Below are 24,351 nucleotides of genomic sequence, written 5' to 3' on the forward strand. Positions count from 1 at the left end.
TTTTGTCCGTAGTTGCACCTGCTTCGGACATTTTACGAAGATGGACCTGCGATTTTGTCCGAAGTTGCACCTGCTTCGGACATTTTTGTCCATAGTCCCACTCAATACTAAAGTCTTTCATGGTTAACGCCATAAAAAAAGAAAGACCAATAGGCCTTTCTTTTTAGTCAATCTTTTTCTTATTTGGAGCGACTGGCAGTGGGAGGACTTCATTCAAATTGAACGGGCCCAGCTGCTCGATATTGGCGTTTACGATCTTTACTCCAGAATAATCAAATTCACTTGCTGTCATCAGGATTGCCTCCAGGTTCGGCAGGAAGCTCTCATCAATCTGTGTACCTTTTTCGAGCTGGATATTCAAGATATTATCCTTGTCTTTGACAGATTGACTGATCTTAAATTCCGCTGGAACAGATGGAGTAAGCGGGGGTACATCCACGCCTTTAATCATTTTCGCAAAAGCAGCTGCGAATGTTTCGTGAGTTTCCCTGGTTGGGACAAGATATGGTTTTTGCTGACCTTCGACCTTCAAGAACAGATAGGCGCGTCTGCCTGGTTTCTCGGCACTGATCGGCAAATCGTTCATTGTGCCGTAATTCCCCAAGTCGATTCCTGGGTTACTCTCCGTAAAAAGAAGCAGTTTTTCGATTCCTTTGCCGGAAAAATTCATCGTCATTGAATCTGTAAAAATAATGTTTGCCGCACTTCCATACCGGTAAGGGTGATTTTCTTTCACATCCATGCTTAGCGTTCTAGAGGCTTCATCAAAGCTCCAGGATGCATGGATCGGATAATAATCAGTTAAACCCCATTCTTCTTCCGTCAGTTCAGGCATAATATCCGTATACTGGTCTAGCCAGGATTTCCCCTCTTGTTTAGCTGTAGTGACCGTAACCGGTACAACCACTTGAGCTTCTTGATTCGGGACTGCATAGGTTAATACGTCTGTATTTTCCTGATCTACCTCTTCACCATATAGCGAAATCAAATTCTCATATGAATCGTTTGCATCCATCGCTCGGAAGTCCTTCGCCTTTTGATCCTGGTCATCACTTTCCGCAGTATCCATCATCAAGGCATTTTCCTGCTCAGAAGAAGATTCTTCTCCACTTTCGCCTTTTTCGCTTGGTTCCATATTCATTGATGTTTTAGCATCAAAATCTGAGCTCTCGATACTTTTGTCTGCAGAATGGTTTGTTCCCATTAATCCAGACGATAGAATAAAGGCGAGGAAGAACACAGCTGCCAGAGCGGCACCAGGAATGACCCATACCGGGACCTTTTTCTTCTTTTCAACGCGATGGGCTATATTTTGATATATGTCACGAGGGTCGCGATGATCTTTTATCTTGGGCATGTGGCCGAGGAGGTCTTCTAGCTGCTTATCGCTTAACTGTGACTTTTTCACTAGTCATCCCTTCCTTTTCTATCATTTCTTCCATCAGTTTTTTTAATGTCTTTAACGCACGGTGCTGTGTCGTCTTGACCTTGCTTTCCGTCCATGATAGAGCTTCTGCTGTTTCCGTAATTGTCAATTCATGGATATAGCGCATGATGATCACCATTCGCTGATCGACCGTGCATTGATCAAGGCATTTGTACATCATGCGAATTTCTTCGCTTTGAAGTGCAATTTCCTCTGGCAGAGGCTGGCCGTCCTTGACTTGTCTGGCGGACATATCAAAGGATTCGAGCAGGCGCTGCTTCCAGCCCTTCTGTTTGCGAAAATGGTCGATTGCCACATTTTTGGCAATCGAAAACAACCAGGTCTTTTCACTGCTTTTGCCTTCGAACCGGTCGTACGCCTTAAGCACACGGATATATACCTCCTGTACAAGGTCTTCCGCAAGCTCCCGGCTTTTTACCATATAAAATAAAAATTGAAAAACGTCATGATGATATTTATTGTACAATTCATCAAAAACGGAGTTCATAGGTCTTTTCGCCTCCGCATTCATAAGATTAGTCGTAATGTAGACAAAGAAAGTTTCATTATAACTATATTATTTTTATATTGGAAATGAAAGGATTTTTCGCAGATAATATTCACTTGCCTGCATTTCTTTAAATCAGGCATTACTCTTTAAATATGCCAAGACAAAAAAGCCCATTCCTCTCCGGAATGGACTTATTATGCATGCCATTGTTCCTTGTGAATCAAGAATAGTCGGCAAGTTATTCAATATTTCGAGGGATGAAAAAGGAAAATGTCGTTCCTTGTCCGAGTTTGCTTTTTACCGAGATATTTCCTCGATGTGCGTCGAGAATATTCTTGGCGATTGCAAGTCCCAGTCCGGTACCAGACACTCCGCGCGTCCTCGATTTGTCCGCTTTATAAAAGCGTTCAAATAAGAATGGCAGGTCTTCCTCAGGAATTCCAGGTCCCTGGTCGCTTACTTCCATATAAAGACCTCGTTCATCCGTAGTTGCCCTCACGACAATTGACGCGGATTCAGGCACGTGCCTGATGGCGTTATCGATCAGGTTGGTAAGGACTTGTTCAATCCGGTCTGGATCGAATCGGAAAGATGGTTCGTCTGTATTCAGCTCGACAGATAAATCGATTCCCTTTTCTTTCACCAAGCCGTGGAATTTACGGATGATCCGCTGCACATATGGTTCAATCTCTATCGGCTCCACATTAAGGAGGATATGCCCTGCCTCCATGCGGGCAAGATCCAGAAGCTCATTCACCAGTCTGCCCATCCGCAGGGATTCATCGTAGATGACCTTCGCCATTTCCTTCTTCTCTTCATCAGTCTGGGCGATATCATCCACAATCGCTTCACTGTATCCCTGCATCATTGAGATTGGTGTCCTTAACTCGTGTGAAACATTAGCTATGAAATCTTCCCTGAGTTTGTCCAGCTTGCGTTCTTCGGTCATATCCCGGACAACAGCCACTGCGCCCCGGATAAACCGCTTATTATAGAGCGGGCTGACTATGATGACCCATGTTCGACCCTGGGCAGAAATCTCGCCAACCTGCTCTTTTTCCGTGTTTACGGCCAGCTGGAACAACTCCATGACCTCTGAAGGAACAGCATCGGTGTTCTCAGAAGCCAGCCCCTGCTCATAATACCAATATCTCAGGAACATCTCAGCAGGAGGATTGGTGATCAGGATCGTACCATCACGATTGAAAGTGATGACGCCATCCGCCATGCTGCTCAGGATACTTGTCAGCTGTTCTTTCTCCTGGCTCAAAGCATTCATGTTGAATTTCAGCTGCCTGCCCATCTGATTGAAGGCAGTAGCCAATTCACCGATTTCGTCATGGGTGAGGATTGGCACCTTTGTGTCGAACTTCCCTCTCGCGACTTCAAACGCTGCCTCCCGCATTTTCCGCAATGGCGAGGTAATCCTTGTGGATAGGAAAAACGCGAATATGGTTGTCAAAACAATGGCAACACCTGCGGCCAGCAAAATAAATTTGGTTGTCAGCCTGGTCGTTTCCTCCATGACCTCAAGAGACTGATAGATGAATACTGCCCCATTTTCCTCTTCATACTGGTGAAGCGGGACCCCGATCACCAAATATTGAGTATCATCCACCTGGTTTGATACTTCAGGAAGGGATGTGATGATGTCCACTGTTTTTTCATTATTGAAAACCTCAGAAAGGTCTTTATCCCTCATAAAGAAGGAAATGGGCACATGGACAGTATCGTTATCCCCAGGAGAGTAGAAATAGGTATTTTCATCCCTGATGATCGTCCCACGGGAATCATCATCGATCATTTCCCAAGCGATTTCTATACCCAAATCTTCCTCTTGACCAGGATGGTCTTCGATCACTTTGGCTATTTTTTCAGCAGTATTGGTGAGCCCCTTACGCGTTTCATTTATATGGTAGTTTTCAAAAAACTCCACAAGCATGATTGTCAGGATGAACAAAACAAATGAAACCAATAAGAGGATGGTAATCCAGAGTTTACCTACTACACTGCGCCAAAACATCATTCATTGACTACCTCGAACTTGTAGCCAACCCCCCAGACAGTAACGATCATTTTCGCAGCCTGTTCAGAAACCTTGTTCAGCTTCTCGCGCAGTCTTTTCACATGTGTGTCAACGGTACGCAGGTCGCCAAAGAATTCATAATGCCAGACTTCCTTCAAAAGCTGCTCCCTGTCAAATACTTTATCAGGGGATTTAGCCAGGAAGTAAAGCAGTTCATATTCTTTCGGAGTCAAGCTGACTTCCTTTCCGTCAGCGGAAACCCTATGAGCATCGTTATCAATGGTTAAATGAGGGAAAACGATCACATCTTTAGCTGTCGTTTCCGTCTGCAGATAGCTTGTGCTTGAAGAGCGGCGCAGCATTGCTTTGACTCGAAGGACAACCTCACGTGGGCTGAATGGTTTCACGATGTAATCATCCGTACCAACCTCAAAGCCCTGTACCCTGTTTACCTCTTCACCTTTTGCTGTCAGCATGATGACTGGAGTCGATTTCTTTTCGCGCAAGTCGCGGCAAACTTCAATCCCGTCCTTGCCTGGCATCATTAGATCGAGCAGGATCACGTCATAATCGTTGGCAAGTGACTTTGCCAGCGCTTCATTTCCGTCCTCTGCTTCGTCGATAATATAGTTTTCTCTTTCAAGATACATTTTTAGTAATCGTCTGATTCTTTCTTCATCATCTACTACTAAGATTTTCACTTCTTTTTCCATAAGGTATATCCCTCCCTGCGAATATTTTACATAAATATCAGTCTTCTTGCCATGATTTTTAAAAAAAGGCCTTCACTTGCATCAGTGAAGGCTGTCATAAATTAGACACATTTTAAGATCCCGCATATGAATGCAGTCCGGCGATGACCAGGTTAACCGCGACCAGATTGAACATGATGATGATGAAACCGATGACGGCAAGCCATGCGGATTTCTCACCATGCCAGCCTTTTGATAGGCGTAAATGCAGGAAAGCAGCATAGAATAACCAGGTGATCAAAGCCCATACTTCCTTAGGGTCCCATCCCCAGAAACGTGTCCAAGCGATCTGGGCCCAAATCATCGCAAAAATCAAACCTCCGAGTGTGAAAACAGGGAAGCCGATCAACACTGAACGATAGCTGATTTCATCGACAAGATCTAAGTTGATATTCTTGGTCCAAGGCTGCAAAGCAGCTGCAATCCGCTTGCGCAGGATCAATCTGAAAAGTATATATAATAGTATACCCGCCGCAAAGGACCAAATAACAGTATTCAATTTTTTCGCACTGATGATTGCAGGTGTTTCGAAGAGAGGTTCCAATCGATTTTTGTCAGTCAATTCATACTGATGCGGACCTACAAGCGCTGGGATCGTATATTCCTCAGTAGCAGGCTGTCCCTCTTTATTGATGTAGTTAAAGTTTGCACTGTAATCTGTTGCGGCAAAGTAGCTTGAAACAAGGACAAATCCCAACGTGCTGACCAGCCCAAACAAGACGACCTCCAGCCACAAAGTGCTCTTGCTCTTTTTTGTCTGGTCAACGCTTTTAACCAGGTAAATCAAGGCCGCGGCGAAACTTACTGCAAGGATAGCTTGTCCGATTGCCGTAGTTGTAACATGGATGTGCAGCCAGTAGCTTTGAAGAGCAGGGATCAAAGGAGTGACCTCCCGCGGGAACATGCTTCCATACGCAATGATCAATGCAGCTACAGGCAGAGTGAACATACCCAGAAGCGGCGTCTTGTACATAAAATACAGGACGATGAAAGCACCTACAAGCGACATTCCGAAGAATGTTGTGAACTCAAACAAATTGCTGACCGGCGCATGGCCTGAAGCAATCCATCTTAGAATGAAGAATGTCAGCTGGGACAAAAATCCAGCGATTGTGACAAGGATACCTATTTTCGCCCATCTATTCGGGGCATTTTTGTCTGCATGTCTTTTATCCTTTATTGCTCCCCCAAAGAATAAAATACCGACTAAATATAGGATAAACGCTGCAAATAAAAAATTTGAGCTGAGTTGTACCATCATTTTTCCTCCTAATCCTTCTTCTCCTCAACCAGCTGATCCTCCGGAGCTTTAATGCCGGTATCGGCAAATACCATTTCAAGCTCCCGCTTCAATCCATGCCAGTTCTTGTTGGTATGCGCCGCTGTCCAAATCTGGTTATCTATTTTTCTGATCCACAGGCGGCGATGGTTCCAGTATGCACCCTGGATAACACCAATCATGAATATCAGGCCGCCAAGCCCAATGATCCACAAGGTCAGATCTTTTCTGACAGTCAGTGCGGTTACATTTTTCGTTTCGACACCATTGAAGGTCATCTTATAATCATTGTCACCCAGCGGCTCAATGTTCTGCCTGATGGCTACGAAACTGACTTCGCCCTCAGGTTTATCCGGGGTGAACATCTTGAAGATGAACGCTGGGTTATTAGGAATCCGCGACTTGGTGGCAGGTTCGCCATCCGCATTGAACTCAAAATCTGGGAAGTAACTCATCACTTCGACTCTATATCCATTTCCAAGATCGTATTCCATGTCTGGTTCATATAAGTCAAGGGTAACTCCGCCAAATTGCTCCCCTGTTTCTTTGTTTTCCAAGTTAAAAGACATTTTGCTCATTTCATTAAGCTTGTAATCTACCTGATACAAGGCAAAACCATCAACCTTAAGAGGTTTATTGACCTGGATGGACTGGTCCCGGATTTCTTCCAGTTCCGGCTTTTCTCCTGGAACGATTTCCCCAGCTCTCTTATACAAAGTAGCATCAGTTTGATAGTTTTTCACAACAGTACCTACTTTGTTGATCGCATCCTGGAAAACCTCGTCATCTTTTTCTTTATCATACACTTCAAATATGAATGCATTATTCTTGAGATAGTATTGTCCATCAGTACCAGGGATGGCCTTTGTTTCTCCTTCTCTCAGCCAGAGGATTTCATCCACGTACATCCCCGGAACAAAGCGGAGCATACCGCCAATCAGGAAGATTATAAGCCCTACATGGTTTACATAAGGACCCCAACGGGAAAAACGATTTTTTTCAGCAAGGATATCCCCATTTTCTTCGCGGAGCTTATAACGCTTTGCCGAAAGCTTTTGCTTGATTTTCCCTACAGCATCGTCTGTTAAAGCGGATTCAGAAACACTGTACAACCGCTGGCGCTTCAAATAACTCTCATGTCTTGAAACGCGTTGCTTGTTCAGGGCACGGTGAAGCGGGATAACCCTGTCCAGGCTGCAGATTACCAATGATACACCGATCGAAGCGATCAGCAGCAAATACCACCAAGAACTGTACAGGTTATGGAAGCCTAATTCATAATAAAGCTTACCAAGCCAGCCGTATTGCTCTTCATAATACTGTCCAGGAGGCATCAAAGGCGGTATGTACATTTCCTGAGGGAAAATCGTCCCCAGCGATGAGGCAACCAAGGTGATGACAATCAGCCAAACACCGACTTTAACGGAGGAAAAGAAATTCCACACTTTGTCAATAATGGTCTTATTATAGGTTTGTGATCGGCGGGCACTCCCCTCATAGCGCATGTCCAGAAGTTGCTTCTCTTTTTCTTTTTCTTCAAGCACTCTCCCGCAAGATTCACAAAGGATGGTTCCATGCGGATTGACATGCCCGCATTCACATTTCACTTCGTTCATTGTAAAAACTCCCTGTTCCCCTACTTTTTTAAGGTTTAATCTGTTCCATGAATTCCCGGACGGTATCTTCATCTAATTCGCCAGTATGACTTTTGACGACAATCCCTTCCTTATCGACCAAAAAGGTAATTGGCAGCGGGTTGATCCCATATGCGGCCTGGACTTCTCCCCTATCAATCATAACCGGAAAATTCAGGCCATGGCGTGCGACAAACTTATTAACAACCAGTTCGGACTCACTAGAGTCAATCGCTAGTACCTGGACTCCTTGATCCTTGAATTGCTGATATTGATTTTCAATGTACGGCATTTCCCGTTCACAAGGCTTGCACCAGGTGGCCCAGAAATTAATGAAGACTCCCTGGCCTTTATAGTCAGATAGCCTGTGTTTGTTGCCCTCCATATCGACGAGGACAAAATCCGGCGCTGGTTTTCCAATTACGATTTTTTTGTTGCTTTCTTTGTTCAAATTGGCATATAAAGTATAGCCGACGGCCAATGCCAAAACAGCAAGAATAATTGTCCGGGTCACAAGACGTTTCTTTTTCATTCCCTAAACCTCCTACCGTATTTCTCCCCTATTATATCATTACGACTATCGCTGTGTTGAAAAGTCTAGGACTTTTTCATTGCCAGGACACGAAGCTGTTTGACCTCGTGATGTGTTAGTTCCCGGATTTCACCTGTCCTCAGGCCGCTCAATGTCAAGAATCCATACTTTTCTCTCTTAAGCTTCAATACAGGATGACCAACCGCCTCGAACATTCTTCTTACCTGTCTGTTCCGGCCTTCATGTATGGTGATTTCAACGATTGAGGTATCTTTCTTTTTATCAACGCTCAATAACTTTGTTCTGGCTGGCGCTGTCTTGCCATCCTCAAGCATAACTCCCCGCGCAAGGCTTGTGAGTTTTTCCTTGGAGGGTATGCCTTTCACCTTTGCGACATAAACTTTATCAATTTCATTGCTCGGGTGCATCAGCAGATTGGCGAATTCCCCGTCGTTTGTCAGCAGCAGCAAGCCAGACGTATCATAATCAAGCCTTCCGACAGGGTAAATCCTTTGTTCAATGGTTTCAAAAAAGTCGGTGACAACTTTCCGCCCTTTTTCATCCTGGACGCTGGAAATGACTCCGCGCGGCTTATAAAACAGGAAATAAACCGGTTCTTCTCCTTCAATTTGAACTCCATCCACTTCAACCCTGTCAGATGGTGTTACTTTTCGGCCTAACTCTTTTACTACTGTGCCGTTGACTTTGACCCTTCCCTGAAGGATCAATTCCTCAGCCTTTCTTCTTGATGCAATCCCAGCGTGGGCTATAACTTTTTGCAGTCTTTCCATGAAGGTCACTCCTAAAAATATCATTTAACCGTAAGGTATTGAATTATCTAATCCATCCTTATGAATTATGACATAATTCGAGCTGATTTCAAAGTAAGCAATAGCGTAAATGCTGAAAAATAAATGGTGATGCTTAATCGTCCGTTAACAAAGGGATGATAACCATACAAAAAAAACAGGAGATACCTTTGGAAGGCATCTCCCTTGCTTATCCAAACATGAACGTCACAACCACTACTGCCGTTATGATGGCTACTGCATCAGCAAGCAGGCCGACCTTGAGCGCATCCCCCATTTTTTTGATGCCGACGGCGCCAAAATAGACCGTAAGTACATAAAAAGTAGTATCTGTGCTCCCTTGAAGTGTAGCAGCCAATGTCCCGATAAAGGAATCTGGGCCATACACACTGATCAGGTCACTGGTAATCCCCAGGGCTGCTGTGCCGGAAATCGGTCTGATCAGCGCAAGCGGAACGATTTCAGCCGGTATTCCGACCTTCGCAAGACCGGGCCTTAAAAAGTCCACCATCAGGTCAAGTGCCCCCGAGGCCCTGAAAACGGCAATTGCCACCATCATTCCTACCAGAAACGGGATGATGGAAACAGCCATTTTGATCCCTTCCTTACCGCCCTCAACAAAACTCTCATAGGTTGGAACTTTTCTATAAGTTCCATAGATCAAGATAAATGCAATCATGACCGGGATGAACCATAACGAAATAGCAGATACGATCTCCATATTGATTTACCCCTTTTTGCTTCTTCTATAGTAAAAATAACGATCGATGAAAATCGCAGCTACAGCTGATACTGCGGTTGCTACCAGTGTAGGGCCGACTATATCTGTTGGATTAGCAGAATCATAGTTCATCCTGATTGCAATGACTGTCGTTGGAATGAGTGTAATGCTCGCTGTATTGATCGCCAGGAATGTAATCATTGAGCGGCTAGCTTCTTTCTTTCCATCATTCAGTTCTTTCAGTTCCTCCATAGCTTTGATTCCAAGGGGAGTTGCAGCGTTCCCAAGTCCAAACATATTGGCGATCATATTAGATAGGATGTAGCCCATCGCAGGATGGTTGGATGGAACCTCGGGAAATAACCTGGATACAAGCGGCTTAAATAATTTGGAGAGTTTGACCAGAAGACCAGAATCCTCTGCAATCCTCATCATGCCGAGCCAGAAAACAAGAATACTGATCAAGCCTATGCACAAGGTCACTGCTTCCTTCGCCCCATTGAACACAGCCTCATTGACCTCGGCCATCGTGCCATTGACCATCGCAAATCCCAGTCCAATTAACGTCATGACCACCCAAATATAATTAACCATGCTTGCCGATTCCTGCTACCGACGTAAAGATACTTTTAAATAAATCAAAGAGTGACTTTTTTTCTGCTTCTGCCCCTTTATAATAAACAGGCAAACTGGCAATCTGTTTATCCTCAAGGTAGACATTTGCCCTTCCAACAAGGTCCTGATTCCTTATGTCTTCACTGTCCTTTGGAGCTTTCTTCAGCCTGTATTCCACCTTGATCAGTTCCTCTTCATCAGAGGTAAGCGGATAAACAAAGGAGTGATCAAGATATACCTTATTTTTGTAAAAGGTATCCTTGATTCCTTTTACCTTTCCTTCAGCAAGGATTTCTGCAATATCATAATCCGCAAATGCAGATTCGAACATCTGGATATGGTCATTCCAGTCATCAGGGGCATTAAGCGTTACCGCGATCAGCTCAAAATCGTCCTTTTGCGCAGTGGATACCAAGGTTCTTTTCGCCCGTTTTGTGTATCCTGTCTTGCCTCCAGAACTGTATTTATATTTTTCTGTCAGCAGCCTGTTTTTATTTTTCCAAACCCTGTCCCAAGATTCTGTCGGATTGGGTGCCCTATGGATTTTTGTTCCGGAAATCTCCCGGTATGCTTCATTTTCCATCGCATAGCGAGTCAACAGAGCCATATCATACGCTGTAGACAGATGGTCTTCATGATCATCCAGTCCGTGCGGATTGGCAAAATGGGTATTTTCCATGCCAATTTCCCTTGCTTTTTCGTTCATGAGGAACACAAATCCCTCCAGACTGCCGCCGACATGTTCAGCGATTGCTACTGCAGCATCGTTCCCGGACCTGAGCATCAGGCCATACACCAGGTTCTCAAGTTTGATTTTCTCTCCAGGTTTCAAGTAAATGGAAGAGCCCTCAGCCCTTACTGCCTGGCTGCTCACTTTCACCATTTCATCCATCTTCCCAGACTCTATTGCGAGAATCGCTGTCATGATTTTCGTTATACTGGCAATCCTGCTAACCTTGTGGGCATTTTTTTCATATAACACCCTGCCTGATTCTTGTTCCATCAACACAGCACTGCGTGCACTCACTGAGACAGAAGCCTGGGCAGTTCCTGGTATGCTGCAGATCAACAGGGTGATGACGATCATTATTTTCATCCAAATCCTTTTCATTGATAGACCCTCGTCTCCTTTGGCAGTTTGTACAAGTTTATGCGGGACAAGTCATGTTATGACATAAAAAGGAGGCTGAGTTCGCACATAAACGCAGGAGAAACCGTTTTTCAGACCACAAGACGGACCAGCTGTTTAAAACTCCTTCTTGAACGCAAAAAAGCATATCTATTCCTTTAGAATAGGTATGCTTTAAATTGTTGTTCACAAAATAGTTTTTTGGGATGAGATTAGAACCTATCTGGATTGGAGCATCTTTGTACGGTAATCCGTTTCATAGTATTCAAGCTCTTCCCGGATCCTCTGGAAGCTGCTTTCCAGGCTGAGAAGAAGTCCGCTTAATTCTGCGGATACGGGCTGCCTGAATTTGATGGCATTTTTGCCTGTATAGGCAGACCGGCTGTCTTCATACCAGGCATCACTTTTAGGCGAGAAAAATTCCTCAATGCACTGATAATAGATGCGATACAACGTCTTTTCAGCAGCGGGCTTTGAAAAGACTTCAGCCTGCAGGATGATTTTACATGCATCCAGGCCTTCTTCACAGTAGACAGTGAGCTTGCGCAGACTTGAAAGCACTGACTTGTAATATTCTTCATCCGCCTGCTGTTGCTGCTGCAGGTTGTCAAGTGTAGCAGCATTCAGGAAGTTCTCTAGTGTCCCGACCGTTTCAGCCAGGAATTCACGGACTTCCTCAATTTGAGTTTTCACGATTGTATTTCCCAAAATGACACCCCCGAATGGTTTTATATCTTGGCTGCATACTTTTGCCTATGCGAATTGCAAATTTATGACTTATACTGGCTGCTCAATAAAGTCTAAAGGAGATCGTACGTCAAAAGTGCCTTTTTGCTCGATGCTTTCGAAAATACCAGGAATCTTGTTGAAATCCAGCCCTTTGAAAATATCCGCAAATTCTTTCTGCACATTTATATATACCCTCTTGCGATGGCGGTATCCTGGATTTTTCAATAAAGCAGCAAGGGCGACTAAATCTCTCAAATACACATCCCTGCTGCCAGCCTTGAATACTGGATCCTGTTCATATGGAGTCATACTGCCAACCAGCTCATCAAAATACCTTACATACAAAACGTGCAGCGTCTTTTCTTGGCCATCTTCCACAAATGTCACTTCGCTTCTGTTGAAGAAATCTTCCGAGGTGTTCGATTTTTCTTTTTCAAGTTCATAACCAACACATTGCTTTATAAGCATGTTATTCCTCCCGTTGGACATTCATTCTTAAATCATTATGTATGGAAAAAAATGCTTAAAGCCGTGATTTAGTGAGGCGGTAAGCATTTACTGAATAATTATTTTGATTTTATCATAAATTCCAAACTTTGTGCACAAAAGCTATTGATCCATTTCCATCGTTTCCTGGAACTTTTCAAAGAATAAATCAGCATCGTCCTGTAGCTCGTCCTCATCGATATTGTCTGGAAGCGGCGGCAGCTCTTTTATATTTTTCAACCCGAAATAGTCGAGGAATTCCTTCGTTGTTCCATATAAAATAGCCCGGCCGGTCCCTTCTGCTCTACCAACCTCTTTAATCAAAGCCCTGGACGAAAGGGTATGCAACGGGCGTTCAGTCTTCACTCCGCGGATTTCTTCGATTTCAGCTCTTGTAATCGGCTGTTTGTAAGCGATAATTGCCAGTGTTTCCAGGGCTGCCTGTGAAAGATGGGCAGTTCCTGGAGATTCAACAAGCTTTTTTAAATATACGGCATGTTCTTTTTTCGTAGCCAGCTGGTAAACACCCGCAAGCTGGACAATCGTTATACCCCGGTTCTCATCGTTTTCATAATCCTGCTGCAGTTCGGTGGCAATTTCATTTGCCTGCATTTCATCGACTTCCAGAACAGAAGAGATTTGCTTAAGGCTCAGGCCTTCATCACCTGCGGCAAATAGAAGGCTTTCCAAAATGCCTTTCCACTTTACAATTCCCATCTCACTACTCCTTTCTTGCTGTCATATAGATCTCCGCAAAGTTTTGTTCCTGTTCGATATCGATTTCTTTCCTCTTAATCAGCTCAAGAATCGCAAGGAATGTAACGACTATATGCTCTCGGTCCGATTCAGGAAACAGCTCATTGAAGCTTTTCCTCTTGCCGCTTTCTTTAAGAAAGTTGAGAACCTCTTCCATCCTTTTTTCAATTGATATTTCCTGACGGGCAATCTTCGTCGACATTGGCCTTTGCAGCTTTTTTCTTCTTAGGAGCTTTTGGAAGGCACCCAGCATGTCATACAAAGAAATATCCAAATCGGTATTCTCGCTTTTTCCTTCCCTTGCAAACTCTGATAGGTCACTTGGAGGCTTTGTATACATCAACCCCCGTTCCTCTTCGAGCGATTTCAGGTCGCTTGCTGCTTCTTTGAATTTCTTATATTCAATCAGTCTCTCCACGAGTTCATTCCGGGGATCGTCGTCCTGCTCAAATTCAAAATCGTTCACCAGCTCTTCTTCGTGTTTCGGAAGGAGCATTTTACTTTTAATCGCCAACAGAGTGGCCGCCATCACAAGATATTCACTGGCGACATCCAGCTGCAATTCTTTCATTGCATGGATATACATCAAGTATTGTTCGGTAATTTTCGCTACCGGTATATCGTAAATATCAATCTCCAGTCGATTGATCAAGTGCAAAAGTAAATCCAGCGGGCCTTCAAAGGCCTCAATTTTCACATTATATTGCATCATTTCCCACCAAAATTCCTATATTAAACTGCATCATTATATAAGTATAGTGGATTAACAACATGTTATCCATTACTAATTTACAGGGATAAATAAGAAGTTCTTGATAAAAAAGGGCATAAGCCCAAACCATTTCAACCTTCCCCGCATATGCTGAAATTGTATATTAGGCTATTTTACTACAGGAGGTTATGTACATGTCAGATAAAAAAGGCCATGGCCATGGTTGCGGACACGGAGCAGGTTTCGCTCTAATCGTAGTGCTTTTCATCCTGCTGATCATCGTAGGTGCAGCCTGGTTATAAGTTAACCAGATTTGATAGACGAAAGGCCCGGCGTGATTGCCGGGTTTTCTTTTTATGATTCTTCTTCAAACTTGTTGCAAGTACAGTGAATGCACATTTCCCCATAGCCAGCCTGAATGTGTCGCAAGAATCTGCAAAAGAAAAACTATACGGCAAAAAGCACTTCATTTTCCTTTCAATGATGAAACTTGTTTATCATTTTACCAGCAAACAAAGTATGCTAAGCTATTGTTACTTGAATGGGGGTTATTTCATGTCTAAATATCCAGCATCTTATATACAATATCTCGCCCATTTCCATGGAGACAGAGATTACTTCGAATGCCATGAAATTCTTGAAGAATACTGGAAGGCCACTGATGCAGGGAATAAAAAATCGGTTTGGGTCGGATTGATCCTCCTGGCAGTTTCCGCTTATCACCATCGTCGTGATAATTTTTCAGGGGCGAACAGAACACTTGAAAAAGCAGCGGAAATTTTCTCGGCGGATTTTAATAGTCTGAACAGATTGGGAATAAATCCTGTTGCACTTGCCGAAACGTTAAAAAAACGAAAAAAACTGTTGCGGAACAGGATGCCTTATTCCAGTTTCAACCTTCCAATAGATGACCCGGATCTCATTAAGCTATGCCAGGAAGAATGCAAACAAAATGGGTTTTCCTGGGGTGATAAAAGTGATCTGGAAGACCAGGACCTCATCCACCGGCATGCGTTCAGGGACCGGAGTGATGTGATTTCTGACCGCCAAATGGCTCTTGAAGAAAGAAAAAACAGGAGACATCGTTAGCGCATGGCTCTGTTAATATCCAATCCGAGCAGAAAAAAATAAAGGCAGTAGGATTTAACATCCACTGCCTTCCACACTATTATCTTCCTGGCTGCACTTTTCAAAAAAGGATGCTGTCTCGGCATTTGCAGAAGCCGTCCAATTAGGAAACATCTCCTGGAGTGCGTTGACCATACGGGTTCCGATCCCCTGATGACGATGAGATGGATTCACTGATATATGCTGCAGCTGCATTGTGTTATGGTCTGTGAAGTTAACACCCAATAAGCCGATGATATCTTCACCTTCCTTCCACAGAAACAACTGCCAGGAATCCTCAGACTCATAATTCTTCATCGTCTGCTGGAGTTTCTTCAAATCTTTTTCATTAGGCATAAACGATAAAAGCCCCATAGCAATTTTTTCGAATGCCTTTTTATATCGAATTAACATACATATCCCTCATTGTGGTTTGACAGTAATAAATGGAATGATAACAGAACCATTTTTTCCATTTTCCTTCTAACTTAAACCTCGGCTTCCTTTTCCGGAAACCAATAAGCTACGACAGCATTTTGATATTATATGTTTTTTTACAGCAGCTGGTTCGTATGAAGTTTGGTCGATAATATCATACATAATCCGAACCTTTTCTTCAAATCATTACTGACCGGGAACGATAAAAAACCAATAATAGGCTCCCCAGCCGACAGACATTAATAATAATAACACAAATAAAAGCCAATTGTTCTTTTTCATGCCGGAATCCCTCCCAATCTGTAATTCTACAATAAGATTGGGTACTTAGCCAAGTTTCCATCATTCACAGAAGATGAAAAAAAGCTGCGGCAAAGCAGCTTAATATTTCACTTTCTCTTTAAAGGGTAGATCAAATTTCACCATATCTTCAAATGTTTCCCGACGGACTACGAGCGTATCCTTGGAATCTTCAACAAAAACTACTGCCGGCCTTGGCAGACGGTTATAATTATTGGACATCGAATACCCGTAAGCACCTGTACAAAAAACAGCTAGGATGTCCTGGTTTCCGCATTTCGGAAGTGGCAAATCCCAAATCAGCATATCGCCGGACTCACAGCACTTCCCCGCAATAGATACCATTTCTTCCGGCTGGTCCATCACCCTGTTGGCAAGTACCGCTTCATATTTGGCCTGATACAGGGCTGGGCGAATATTATCGCTCATCCCGCCATCGACTGCAACATACTGGCGTACATTCGGAACATCTTTTCTTGATCCGATTCGGTACAGAGTTATTCCAGCGTCACCGACGAGGGAGCGTCCAGGTTCAATCCAGATTTCAGGTGTTTCCATCGAATACTGGGAAGCCAGTTTTTTTACTTCTGCAATGATTTCTTCAACATACTGAGCTGCAGGGATCGGGTCATCCTCATTTGTATAGCGGATTCCAAACCCTCCGCCCAGGTTCAGGACTTTCGATTCAAATGAACGTTCATTTTTCCATTGATGCAGCTTTTCAAAGATTTTCTGGGCAGCCAGGATAAATCCCGTCGTTTCAAAAATTTGCGAACCAATATGGCAGTGGAGTCCAAGAACCTCAATATTCTTATCTTTTAGTGCAATCTCCATAGCCTGGTCGGCCTGTCCATTCTGCAGGTCGAAGCCGAACTTGGAATCTTCCTGCCCTGTTAAAATATAATCATGTGTGTGGGCTTCGATTCCAGGTGTAACCCTCAACAATACTTTCATGCGTGTGTTCTTTTCCTGGCATATCTCCTGTAGCATTTCCAATTCATAAAAGTTATCCACAACAACACAGCCAATTTTATGCTCCAACGCCATAAGCAGCTCTTCACGGCTTTTATTGTTTCCATGAAAATGAATTTTTTCTGTCGGGAAACCAGCAGCAAGTGCCGTGTAAAGCTCTCCGCCAGAGACTACGTCAAGCGAGAGACCTTCCTCATCCGCAAGCTGTACCATGGCTACTGTCGAAAAGGCTTTGCTCGCATAAGCCACCTGAGCAGTGATGCCGGCTTTTTCAAACGTCTTTTTAAACGCTCTAGCACGTTCCCTGATCAGGGCAACATCATAAACGTACAGCGGGGTCCCATATTTTTCAGCCAGTTGAACCGTATCGACACCGCCAATCTCTAAATGTCCCAGTCTATTCACTTTTGCCGTTCCATGAAATTCCATGCTGTCCCCTCATCCCCTGCCAAAAATAGTCGTGATCATGCCGCCCTGTCAAAACCTTTTTATTGTTCAGTCATTTAAAGTATGACGGCTTAATAAGAATAGACAGTTCATATGGATGAACTGTCTATTAATTTTTACACTTTAAGTCTTTAGTAAATTAAAAACACTGTACCATAATTTGAGAGAACGCGCAATTGTAACTTAACCAGTTTTATGATGGCTGTTTATAGCGGTTCCTTGCATGGACAATACTTGGGCGGATTTTCGATCCTGGGACAGCCCGCCGGATGATAATCTGCATGAAAGCAATCGGATGAAAAGGAATGAACGGCCACAGGTATGGCGTATTCAATGACTTAATATTTGCCAGCAGCAGCAGCCAGATTGTTGTTCCTGCTACAAATCCTGGAACGTGGAAAATGGCCGTTGCAACCAGCAGAAAGATTCTTCCGATTTTATTGGCAATACTCAGCTCATAGCTCGGCGTTGCATAAGTTCCGATTGCCGCCACAGCGACATACAGGATGACTTCCGGGACAAATAACCCAACATCAATGGCAATTTGGCCAATCAGGACTGCCGCTATCAAACCCATTGCTGTTGAGAGAGGTGTCGGTGTATGGATAGCCGCCATCCTCAGGAACTCGATTCCACCATCAGCGAGCATGATTTGCAGGAAAATCGGGATATTTGAATCCTCATTAGGTCCGATAAACGAGATTTTTTCCGGCAGCAGGTCCGGGTTTTGAACGAATAAATACCATAACGGCAAAAGCAAAAGGGATGCCAGTACACCCAGGAAGCGGATCCACCTGACCATCGTTCCCACCCCAGGAGATTGCCTGTATTCCTCTGCGTGCTGAAGATGGTGGAAATACGTTGTCGGTGTAATGATGACACTTGGTGATGTATCAACGTAAATCAGGATGTGCCCTTCGAGAAGATGTGTTGCCGCTACATCAGCACGCTCTGTGTAACGGACGAGCGGATACGGATTATAGCCCTGTTTTACAAGAAATTCTTCGATGGTCTTATCAGCCATCGTGATTCCATCAATTTTGATCGTGTTTAACTCTTTCTTGATGACTTCAATCATATCCGGATTCGCAATATCCTTTATGTATCCAATTGCAACATCCGCTTTGGAGCGTTCCCCGACCTTCATCATTTCGAAACGGAGATTTTCGTCCCTTATCCTTCTTCTTGTCAATGCCGTGTTTACAATAATATTTTCTACAAAACCATCCCTTGAACCGCGTACGACCTTTTCTGTATCCGGTTCCTGCGGCTGTCTGCCAGGATAGCTCCTGACATCAACGACGAAGCCGATTTTTTCTCCTTCTACCAATACAACGATCAACCCTGAAAGAACCTGATCGACCAGTTCATCCATCGTTTTGATTTCTTCGACAGATTGATGGGTAATCCTGTTTTCTACGATCATTTTAAGGTGAGAAGACAGTTTTTCGTTGTCGTTGATCCTTACTAATTCCTTGACGATATGAATGATAAATGAAGTATCGCATAATCCATTGACATAATAAAAATGGACATCTTTTTTCAGGACCTTCAGTTTTCTTACACCTAGATCAAAGCTGGCCTCAAGGCCAACCCTTTCTTTCATATACTTTTCTGCTTCCTCCAGTGACTCCGGGATTGGCAGCATATTTTTATTCTCCGGCATAGAACCCGCTCCTTTCTAGGATGATTTCCACTGCTTTTTTCGTGATGGGCGCTCCAAGTTTGTAATGATCCCGGCGAGCCATTTTACCAATATCTCCAATCCCGATGACGAGGGGGATATTAAGTGTATCCAGACAATAAACCGTATCCCCATTGATCCTGCCCATTTCCAGCTCAGGCAGTCCATGTTTATCTACTCCATATGGTGTAAGCTCTCCATCGCGGTCTATACAAAAGTCGACCCTGCTCCATTCAGCCATATGGGTTTTTGAAGCGACAGCAATCACTCCGAGAACGTTAATGTCTTCATGCTGAGCCACATATTTCAATGCCTGCTCGCCAGCACCCTCCCCGAGATAACCACTATCGTCAAACATCACCAAAACCGGATCATTGGCCGCTTTTTTGATCAGCTTCACAAGATTCGGACCTGAAAGGACAGAAGGATTTCCATGTGAAAGAGAAATGCATCGCCCGCCTACTTCCGCAGCGACTCTCTCCACTGCTCGCCGGGCATAGTCATCACCATCTGTAATTAAGATCACATTCCTTTTCTCGGCCATTCGCTGCCGTCCTTTCTCATCCTTGGTTTTAATCTTCCAGGTTTAGACATGTGTTATTGATACCTCGGCATCATCGCCCGACAAAATAAATCCAATGAAACAGGGAGCCGAATACCTTCCCAAGCACAATCGCCATCAATAAAGTCTCAAGCTTGTCATCTACCCTTACCCGCTTGGCCAGAATAGGAAGAACATTCAAAACCTCGGTCAAGGCTGCTGCGAGCATTCCTACAAAAACGCCGCCTGCCAGTCCCAGGGGGATGGTCACCAGTGGGGAAAAGGCCAGGACTGGATCGCGCAGGCTTCCAATTGTACCCAGCAACGCACCAAGCACAACAGCCCACTCATACCATGAGATCAATTTCATTGTTTTCGTGAGCTGGGTCAGTCTCGGGATCACTCCGAGCACCGCCAAAAAGGCTACAAATCCTGAACCGACCGCAAGCCCACTAGCCAACCCCAGGAGAATGATAAATAAAATGCTAATGGTCATCGAGATGCTTCACGCTTTCCTTGTTCTCATGCAATATGACATACTGATCAAGCGATTGCTGGTAGTTGAACATCTCAACCTCAAGTGGGCTTGGCTCCTCATTAAGTCTCTTTTTGAAAACATGGTTGAAAAATAAGATCATCCCCAGGCCGATACCAATCGAATAAGGAATCTGGAAAAGCAGCGGCTTTGCAACTTCCTTTCCGGTCATGATCCAATATAGACGCTGATGGACAATTTGCATGCTCACATCCTCATGGAAGTTCATGATAGTCAGTGCTGCACCGAAGAACAATAAAAACCAGACCAGGAAAAAGTAAGGAATCGACATCCCTTTCTTCTTGTAAATTACCTCAATGATCGTTTGTGGAGGCCCGACTGCCTGAACTTCATACTCCGGGAAAATCCCTGTGATATACTTAATGATCTTCATGACATCGATGATATGGATATGGTCCTTTGGCGTCACCTTCAAGACCTGCAGAGCCGCCAGCTGACCGTATATCTCTTCACCGGCAATGATCTGCGCAATATCCTTCATCAGGAGTGATTCCTCAGGCTTCACCTGAACTCGATTCCGCATGCGGATATAAATCGTTTTTTCCATCAGATTCACTTCCAACACATTGTTTTCCTCGTATATTTAGTATGTAATCCTGCAGTTATTTCATGAAGTCCAATAAATGGTTAATAGCGGATGCTGTTTGTTTTTGGGAGAGCTTTAGGGGTTTTGAGTGCAAGTTTGATTCGTTGGGGTTTTTTATAAAAATCAGGATGATCTGCTGCAAATGGTTTTATTTGCGCTATTTTTTCTATATCCTGGCATTTTAGGGCACCAATCGCCTCTATTGATGACCTCTTTTTCTATATCCTGGCTTTTTAGGTCACCAATCGGCTTTATTGGTGACCTCTTTTTCTATATCCAGACATTTTAGGGTTCCAATCGGCTTTATTGGTGACCTCTTTTTCTATATCCAGACATTTTAGGGCTCCAATCGGCTTTATTGGTGACCTCTTTTTCTATATCCTGGCTTTTTTGGTCACCAATCGCCTCTATTGGTGACCTTTTTTTCTATATCCTGGTTTTTCAGGGCACCAATCGCCTCTATTGGTGACCTCTTTTTCTATATCCTGGCTTTTTTGGGCTCCAATCGCCTCTATTGGTGACCTCTTTTTCTATATCCTGGCATTTCAGGGCCCCAATCGCCTCTATTGGTGACCTTTTTTCTATATTATTCCATCTCAGGGCTTCAACAGCCTCTGCAGATGACCTTTTTGCCATAGATCAGACTTTAAGATTCAACCAATATCATAAAAATACTCCTTTAATCAAATTCACAATAAAAAAAGCCGCATGGATCATATATCCATGCGACCTTTCATTTGCTGTAGTATTTTCTTTTCGAGTCGCGAGACCTGGACTTGTGATATCCCCAGCCTCACTGCTACTTCTGATTGGGTTTGATCTTTGTAATACCTGAGATACACGATCAGCTTTTCCCGTTCATCAAGCTCATTGATCGCCTCTTTCAAAGCGATTTTATCGAACCAGCGTCCTTCTTCGCCATTATCAATCTGGTCAAGGAGGGTGATCGGGTCGCCGTCATTTTCATATACCGTCTCATGGATGGAAGCCGGGGTACGGCTTGCTTCCTGGGCCATGATGACGTCTTCAGGCGATAATTCAAGAAACTCGGCGATCTCATTGACAGTTGGTACTCTGCCAAGCGTTTTGGAAAGCTCATCCTTCGCTTTCCTGATTTTATTGCCGGTTTCTTTCAAAGACCTGCTTACTTTCACCGTGCCGTCATCCCTTATGAATCGCTGGATTTCACCAATGATCATGGGAACGGCATACGTTGAAAACTTCACGTCATATGACAGGTCAAATTTATCAACTGATTTCAGGAGGCCGATGCTTCCTATCTGGAAAAGATCGTCAGGTTCATACCCTCTGTTGAGGAAACGCTGTACGACAGACCATACAAGCCGCATATTTTTCTGGACAATCAAGTCCCTGGCCGATTGGTCTCCCTGCTGGCTTCTCAAAATCAGTTCTTTGACTTCATGGTCCTTAAGATACGTTTGGCTATTATCCTTTTTTACCTCCACATCCATAGGCAGAACTCCCTTAATTGCACAGCGCTTTGCTCTTTGACAGGTGCTTTTTCAAACGAATCTCTGTCCCAAAGCCGGGCTCTGATCTGACTTGTACTTCGTCCATGAAATTTTCCATAATCGTGAAGCCCATGCCCGACCTTTCAAGCTCAGGCTTGGAGGTGTAAAGAGGCTGCATGGCTTCATCAATATCAGGAATGCCAATTCCCTCATCTTTTATCAGCATTTCCACCGTTCCATCCTCAAGAATGACGGAAATAAACACTTTTCCATCCGGATCACTTTCATATCCATGGATGATTGCGTTCGTTACGGCTTCAGACACCACCGTCTTGATTTCAGTCAATTCATCCATCGTTGGATCTAGCTGCGCGATGAAAGCAGCAACCGTCACGCGGGCAAATGATTCGTTTTGGCTCAACGCACTAAAATGAAGATTCATCTCATTCTTCATAGATCAAGCAACCCCCAATCTCTCTAAAGCATATTCTTCAGTCGGCTCAAGACGGATGATCTTGAATAATCCCGACATATCAAATAATCTTTTGATTGGCGGAGAGATGGCACAGACCACCATTTCTCCATGGAGCTGTTTGATTTGTTTGTATCTTCCTAGAACTACACCAAGGCCTGAACTATCCATAAAGGTAAGATGTTCAAGGTTCAAGACAATGTGGCGGACATTTTCACTCTCCAGGGCTTTTGTTGCTTGCTCGCGAAGCTGGTCTGCTGTATGGTGGTCCAACTCACCGCTTACTCGAATACATAAGACATCATGCTTCACTTCCATATCAATGTTAAGACTCACTATCCAAGCCTCCTTATCTGGTATAGTGAGTCAAATTCTCCATTTCGGAAGGCAATTCCTTCTTCAAAACAAAACTAGTGCGATTTCGCTAAAACTAGATGGAATGGCAGACCATTCGACATTCTGAACTGTTTCTTAAAAAGAATCCATTAGTTTTGGCTGCCCGCCCGTGTAAACATGCCGAAGGAACGCTTGTATAGAGTCCACCAGCTTGCTTTTGCCACTGTTTCGTCAGCGACAAGCTGTGTTTCTGCAAGTGTCTTGCCATCTTTCACCAGCTTGATTGTCCCAACTTTGTCTCCTTTTTGGACCGGTGCTTTGAGGCTCTTGTTCAATGTAATCTTTTGTTTTACATCCTTGACGTCTTCCCCTTTTTTGCTCAGCAGGGAAACACTTTCTGATGTGACCGCATCAATTGTCTTCTTATCACCTTTGCTCACGACAGCTTTCCCCAGCGGATGTCCTTTTTTGAACATCGGATGTGTCTGGTATTGGCTAAATGCATAATCAAGCATCTTTGTCACCTGGGCGTTCCTTGCCTTGGATGTTGGTGCTCCAAATACGACGGCGATCGCACGCATTCCGTCTTTCTGGGCCGTTGCTGTCAGGCAATACTTCGCTTCATTAGTGAAACCCGTTTTTAAGCCGTCTACTCCTGGATAGAAGCGGACAAGCTTGTTTGTATTCACAAGCCAAAATTTCTTTTCTGAATCCTCGCGGAGATAATCTTCATATGTTCCTGTGAATTTGGTGATTTTTTCGTATTTCAACAATTCTTTCGCCATCATCGCCATATCGTACGAAGAGCTGTAATGGCCATCCACAGGCAGGCCGGTCGTGTTTTTAAACACTGTATTCTTCAGACCCAATTCTTTTACTTTATCGTTCATCATTTTCACGAATACTTCCTCGGAACCGCCGATTCGTTCAGCCATAGCCACGGAAGCATCATTGCCGGAACCAATCGCGATCCCTTTTAACAGCTGCTCAACGGTCATCTCCTCACCTGGCTCAAGGAAAATCTGCGATCCACCCATTGAAGCCGCATATTCGCTGGCCCGGACCTTTTCGTCCATTTTCAGCTTTCCTTCGTCAAGCGCTTCCATAATCAAAAGCATGGTCATGATTTTCGTCATGCTTGCCGGAGGAAGTTTTTCATGACTGTTCTTGTCAAAAAGAACCTGTCCTGTATCGCGTTCAATCAAGATGGCTGAGCTGGCGTCATTAGCCAGTCCTGCATCACCTTCATTCGCATATCCTTTTGGAGATATAACAGCAGCGCCCATCATTAAAACAAGCAGTAAACTCGTCATTTTTTTCAGA

At 44.0% G+C, this 24,351-nt stretch carries 27 protein-coding genes; 2 read left to right on the plus strand and 25 right to left on the minus strand.

What is annotated here, in order from left to right:
• Nucleotides 1-163: 163 nt before the first annotated feature.
• The 15 genes from EJA10_RS09400 to EJA10_RS09470 all read right to left on the minus strand — a co-directional run bounded on the left by EJA10_RS09400 (nucleotide 164) and on the right by EJA10_RS09470 (nucleotide 14,114).
• A complete protein-coding gene (locus EJA10_RS09400) occupies nucleotides 164-1,408 on the minus strand; it encodes a hypothetical protein (RefSeq protein ID WP_125479748.1) in 1,245 nt (414 codons plus the stop codon).
• Complete coding sequence (sigX, locus tag EJA10_RS09405; protein ID WP_125479749.1) at nucleotides 1,383-1,934, minus strand: RNA polymerase sigma factor SigX; 552 nt, start codon at nucleotides 1,932-1,934, stop codon at nucleotides 1,383-1,385. Before sigX ends, EJA10_RS09400 begins: the two co-directional genes overlap by 26 nt.
• 241 nt (nucleotides 1,935-2,175) lie before the next feature.
• Nucleotides 2,176-3,963 carry an ATP-binding protein gene (locus EJA10_RS09410; RefSeq protein WP_125479750.1) on the minus strand — a complete coding sequence of 596 codons (1,788 nt, stop codon included), beginning with the start codon at nucleotides 3,961-3,963 and terminating at the stop codon, nucleotides 2,176-2,178.
• Nucleotides 3,960-4,676, minus strand: a complete 717-nt coding sequence (locus EJA10_RS09415; protein ID WP_125479751.1) for a response regulator transcription factor — start codon at nucleotides 4,674-4,676, stop codon at nucleotides 3,960-3,962. The genes EJA10_RS09410 and EJA10_RS09415 overlap by 4 nt, the downstream gene beginning before the upstream one ends.
• A 112-nt stretch (nucleotides 4,677-4,788) precedes the next feature.
• A complete protein-coding gene (gene ccsB / locus EJA10_RS09420; protein WP_125479931.1) occupies nucleotides 4,789-5,973 on the minus strand; it encodes a c-type cytochrome biogenesis protein CcsB in 1,185 nt (394 codons plus the stop codon).
• A gap of 11 nt (nucleotides 5,974-5,984) precedes the next feature.
• A complete protein-coding gene (gene resB / locus EJA10_RS09425) occupies nucleotides 5,985-7,610 on the minus strand; it encodes a cytochrome c biogenesis protein ResB (RefSeq protein ID WP_125479752.1) in 1,626 nt (541 codons plus the stop codon).
• 28 nt (nucleotides 7,611-7,638) lie between these two features.
• Entirely contained in the window at nucleotides 7,639-8,160 is a 522-nt protein-coding gene (gene resA, locus EJA10_RS09430; protein WP_125479753.1) for a thiol-disulfide oxidoreductase ResA, read from the minus strand.
• A gap of 65 nt (nucleotides 8,161-8,225) precedes the next feature.
• Entirely contained in the window at nucleotides 8,226-8,951 is a 726-nt protein-coding gene (gene rluB / locus EJA10_RS09435) for a 23S rRNA pseudouridine(2605) synthase RluB (protein ID WP_125479754.1), read from the minus strand.
• A gap of 208 nt (nucleotides 8,952-9,159) precedes the next feature.
• Complete coding sequence (locus EJA10_RS09440) at nucleotides 9,160-9,690, minus strand: spore maturation protein (protein ID WP_125479755.1); 531 nt, start codon at nucleotides 9,688-9,690, stop codon at nucleotides 9,160-9,162.
• 6 nt (nucleotides 9,691-9,696) lie between these two features.
• Complete coding sequence (locus EJA10_RS09445; protein WP_125479756.1) at nucleotides 9,697-10,284, minus strand: nucleoside recognition domain-containing protein; 588 nt, start codon at nucleotides 10,282-10,284, stop codon at nucleotides 9,697-9,699.
• The gene (locus EJA10_RS09450) at nucleotides 10,277-11,416 is read right to left on the minus strand and encodes a D-alanyl-D-alanine carboxypeptidase family protein (protein WP_125479757.1); all 1,140 of its coding nucleotides are present in this window, start codon (nucleotides 11,414-11,416) and stop codon (nucleotides 10,277-10,279) included. Before EJA10_RS09450 ends, EJA10_RS09445 begins: the two co-directional genes overlap by 8 nt.
• A 237-nt stretch (nucleotides 11,417-11,653) precedes the next feature.
• Nucleotides 11,654-12,142, minus strand: a complete 489-nt coding sequence (locus EJA10_RS09455) for a DUF3907 family protein (protein WP_125479758.1) — start codon at nucleotides 12,140-12,142, stop codon at nucleotides 11,654-11,656.
• Nucleotides 12,143-12,211: 69 nt separating this feature from the next.
• Entirely contained in the window at nucleotides 12,212-12,631 is a 420-nt protein-coding gene (locus tag EJA10_RS09460) for a hypothetical protein (RefSeq protein ID WP_125479759.1), read from the minus strand.
• A 141-nt stretch (nucleotides 12,632-12,772) separates the two neighbouring features.
• Nucleotides 12,773-13,366: an SMC-Scp complex subunit ScpB gene (gene scpB / locus EJA10_RS09465; RefSeq protein ID WP_125479760.1), complete on the minus strand. Its 594-nt coding sequence runs from the start codon at nucleotides 13,364-13,366 to the stop codon at nucleotides 12,773-12,775.
• Nucleotides 13,367-13,370: 4 nt separating this feature from the next.
• A complete protein-coding gene (locus tag EJA10_RS09470) occupies nucleotides 13,371-14,114 on the minus strand; it encodes a segregation/condensation protein A (RefSeq protein ID WP_125479932.1) in 744 nt (247 codons plus the stop codon).
• Between the two features lie 197 nt (nucleotides 14,115-14,311).
• Here EJA10_RS09470 and EJA10_RS09475 point away from each other — a divergent pair, with 197 nt between their 5' ends.
• A complete protein-coding gene (locus EJA10_RS09475) occupies nucleotides 14,312-14,419 on the plus strand; it encodes a YjcZ family sporulation protein (RefSeq protein ID WP_125479761.1) in 108 nt (35 codons plus the stop codon).
• Nucleotides 14,420-14,672: 253 nt separating this feature from the next.
• Nucleotides 14,673-15,206, plus strand: a complete 534-nt coding sequence (locus tag EJA10_RS09480) for a DUF309 domain-containing protein (protein WP_125479762.1) — start codon at nucleotides 14,673-14,675, stop codon at nucleotides 15,204-15,206.
• Nucleotides 15,207-15,260: 54 nt separating this feature from the next.
• Here the strand turns inward: EJA10_RS09480 and EJA10_RS09485 are convergent, their stop codons facing one another.
• The 10 genes from EJA10_RS09485 to EJA10_RS09530 form a co-directional block, all read right to left on the minus strand.
• Complete coding sequence (locus EJA10_RS09485; RefSeq protein WP_125479763.1) at nucleotides 15,261-15,638, minus strand: GNAT family N-acetyltransferase; 378 nt, start codon at nucleotides 15,636-15,638, stop codon at nucleotides 15,261-15,263.
• A 405-nt stretch (nucleotides 15,639-16,043) separates the two neighbouring features.
• Complete coding sequence (gene lysA, locus EJA10_RS09490; protein ID WP_125479764.1) at nucleotides 16,044-17,363, minus strand: diaminopimelate decarboxylase; 1,320 nt, start codon at nucleotides 17,361-17,363, stop codon at nucleotides 16,044-16,046.
• A 211-nt stretch (nucleotides 17,364-17,574) separates the two neighbouring features.
• Nucleotides 17,575-19,047 (minus strand): spore germination protein, encoded by a 1,473-nt coding sequence (locus EJA10_RS09495; protein WP_125479765.1) that lies wholly within the window; start codon nucleotides 19,045-19,047, stop codon nucleotides 17,575-17,577.
• Nucleotides 19,034-19,609: a stage V sporulation protein SpoVABEA gene (gene spoVAEA / locus EJA10_RS09500; RefSeq protein WP_125479766.1), complete on the minus strand. Its 576-nt coding sequence runs from the start codon at nucleotides 19,607-19,609 to the stop codon at nucleotides 19,034-19,036. The genes EJA10_RS09495 and spoVAEA overlap by 14 nt, the downstream gene beginning before the upstream one ends.
• Nucleotides 19,610-19,679: 70 nt before the next feature.
• Complete coding sequence (locus EJA10_RS09505) at nucleotides 19,680-20,102, minus strand: stage V sporulation protein AB (RefSeq protein ID WP_125479767.1); 423 nt, start codon at nucleotides 20,100-20,102, stop codon at nucleotides 19,680-19,682.
• On the minus strand, nucleotides 20,092-20,709 hold the full coding sequence (locus tag EJA10_RS09510; RefSeq protein ID WP_125479768.1) for a stage V sporulation protein AA: 618 nt from the start codon (nucleotides 20,707-20,709) through the stop codon (nucleotides 20,092-20,094). The genes EJA10_RS09505 and EJA10_RS09510 overlap by 11 nt, the downstream gene beginning before the upstream one ends.
• Before the next feature lie 752 nt (nucleotides 20,710-21,461).
• The gene (gene sigF / locus EJA10_RS09515) at nucleotides 21,462-22,220 is read right to left on the minus strand and encodes an RNA polymerase sporulation sigma factor SigF (protein ID WP_125479769.1); all 759 of its coding nucleotides are present in this window, start codon (nucleotides 22,218-22,220) and stop codon (nucleotides 21,462-21,464) included.
• A gap of 13 nt (nucleotides 22,221-22,233) precedes the next feature.
• A complete protein-coding gene (gene spoIIAB / locus EJA10_RS09520) occupies nucleotides 22,234-22,674 on the minus strand; it encodes an anti-sigma F factor (RefSeq protein WP_125479770.1) in 441 nt (146 codons plus the stop codon).
• A gap of 3 nt (nucleotides 22,675-22,677) precedes the next feature.
• Nucleotides 22,678-23,028 carry an anti-sigma F factor antagonist gene (gene spoIIAA / locus EJA10_RS09525; RefSeq protein WP_125479771.1) on the minus strand — a complete coding sequence of 117 codons (351 nt, stop codon included), beginning with the start codon at nucleotides 23,026-23,028 and terminating at the stop codon, nucleotides 22,678-22,680.
• A gap of 149 nt (nucleotides 23,029-23,177) precedes the next feature.
• A complete protein-coding gene (locus EJA10_RS09530; protein ID WP_281274488.1) occupies nucleotides 23,178-24,350 on the minus strand; it encodes a D-alanyl-D-alanine carboxypeptidase family protein in 1,173 nt (390 codons plus the stop codon).
• Between the last annotated feature and the right edge of the window lies 1 nt (nucleotide 24,351).

The organism is Mesobacillus subterraneus, assembly GCF_003937825.1.
Classification (GTDB): Bacteria; Bacillota; Bacilli; order Bacillales; family Cytobacillaceae; genus Mesobacillus; species Mesobacillus subterraneus.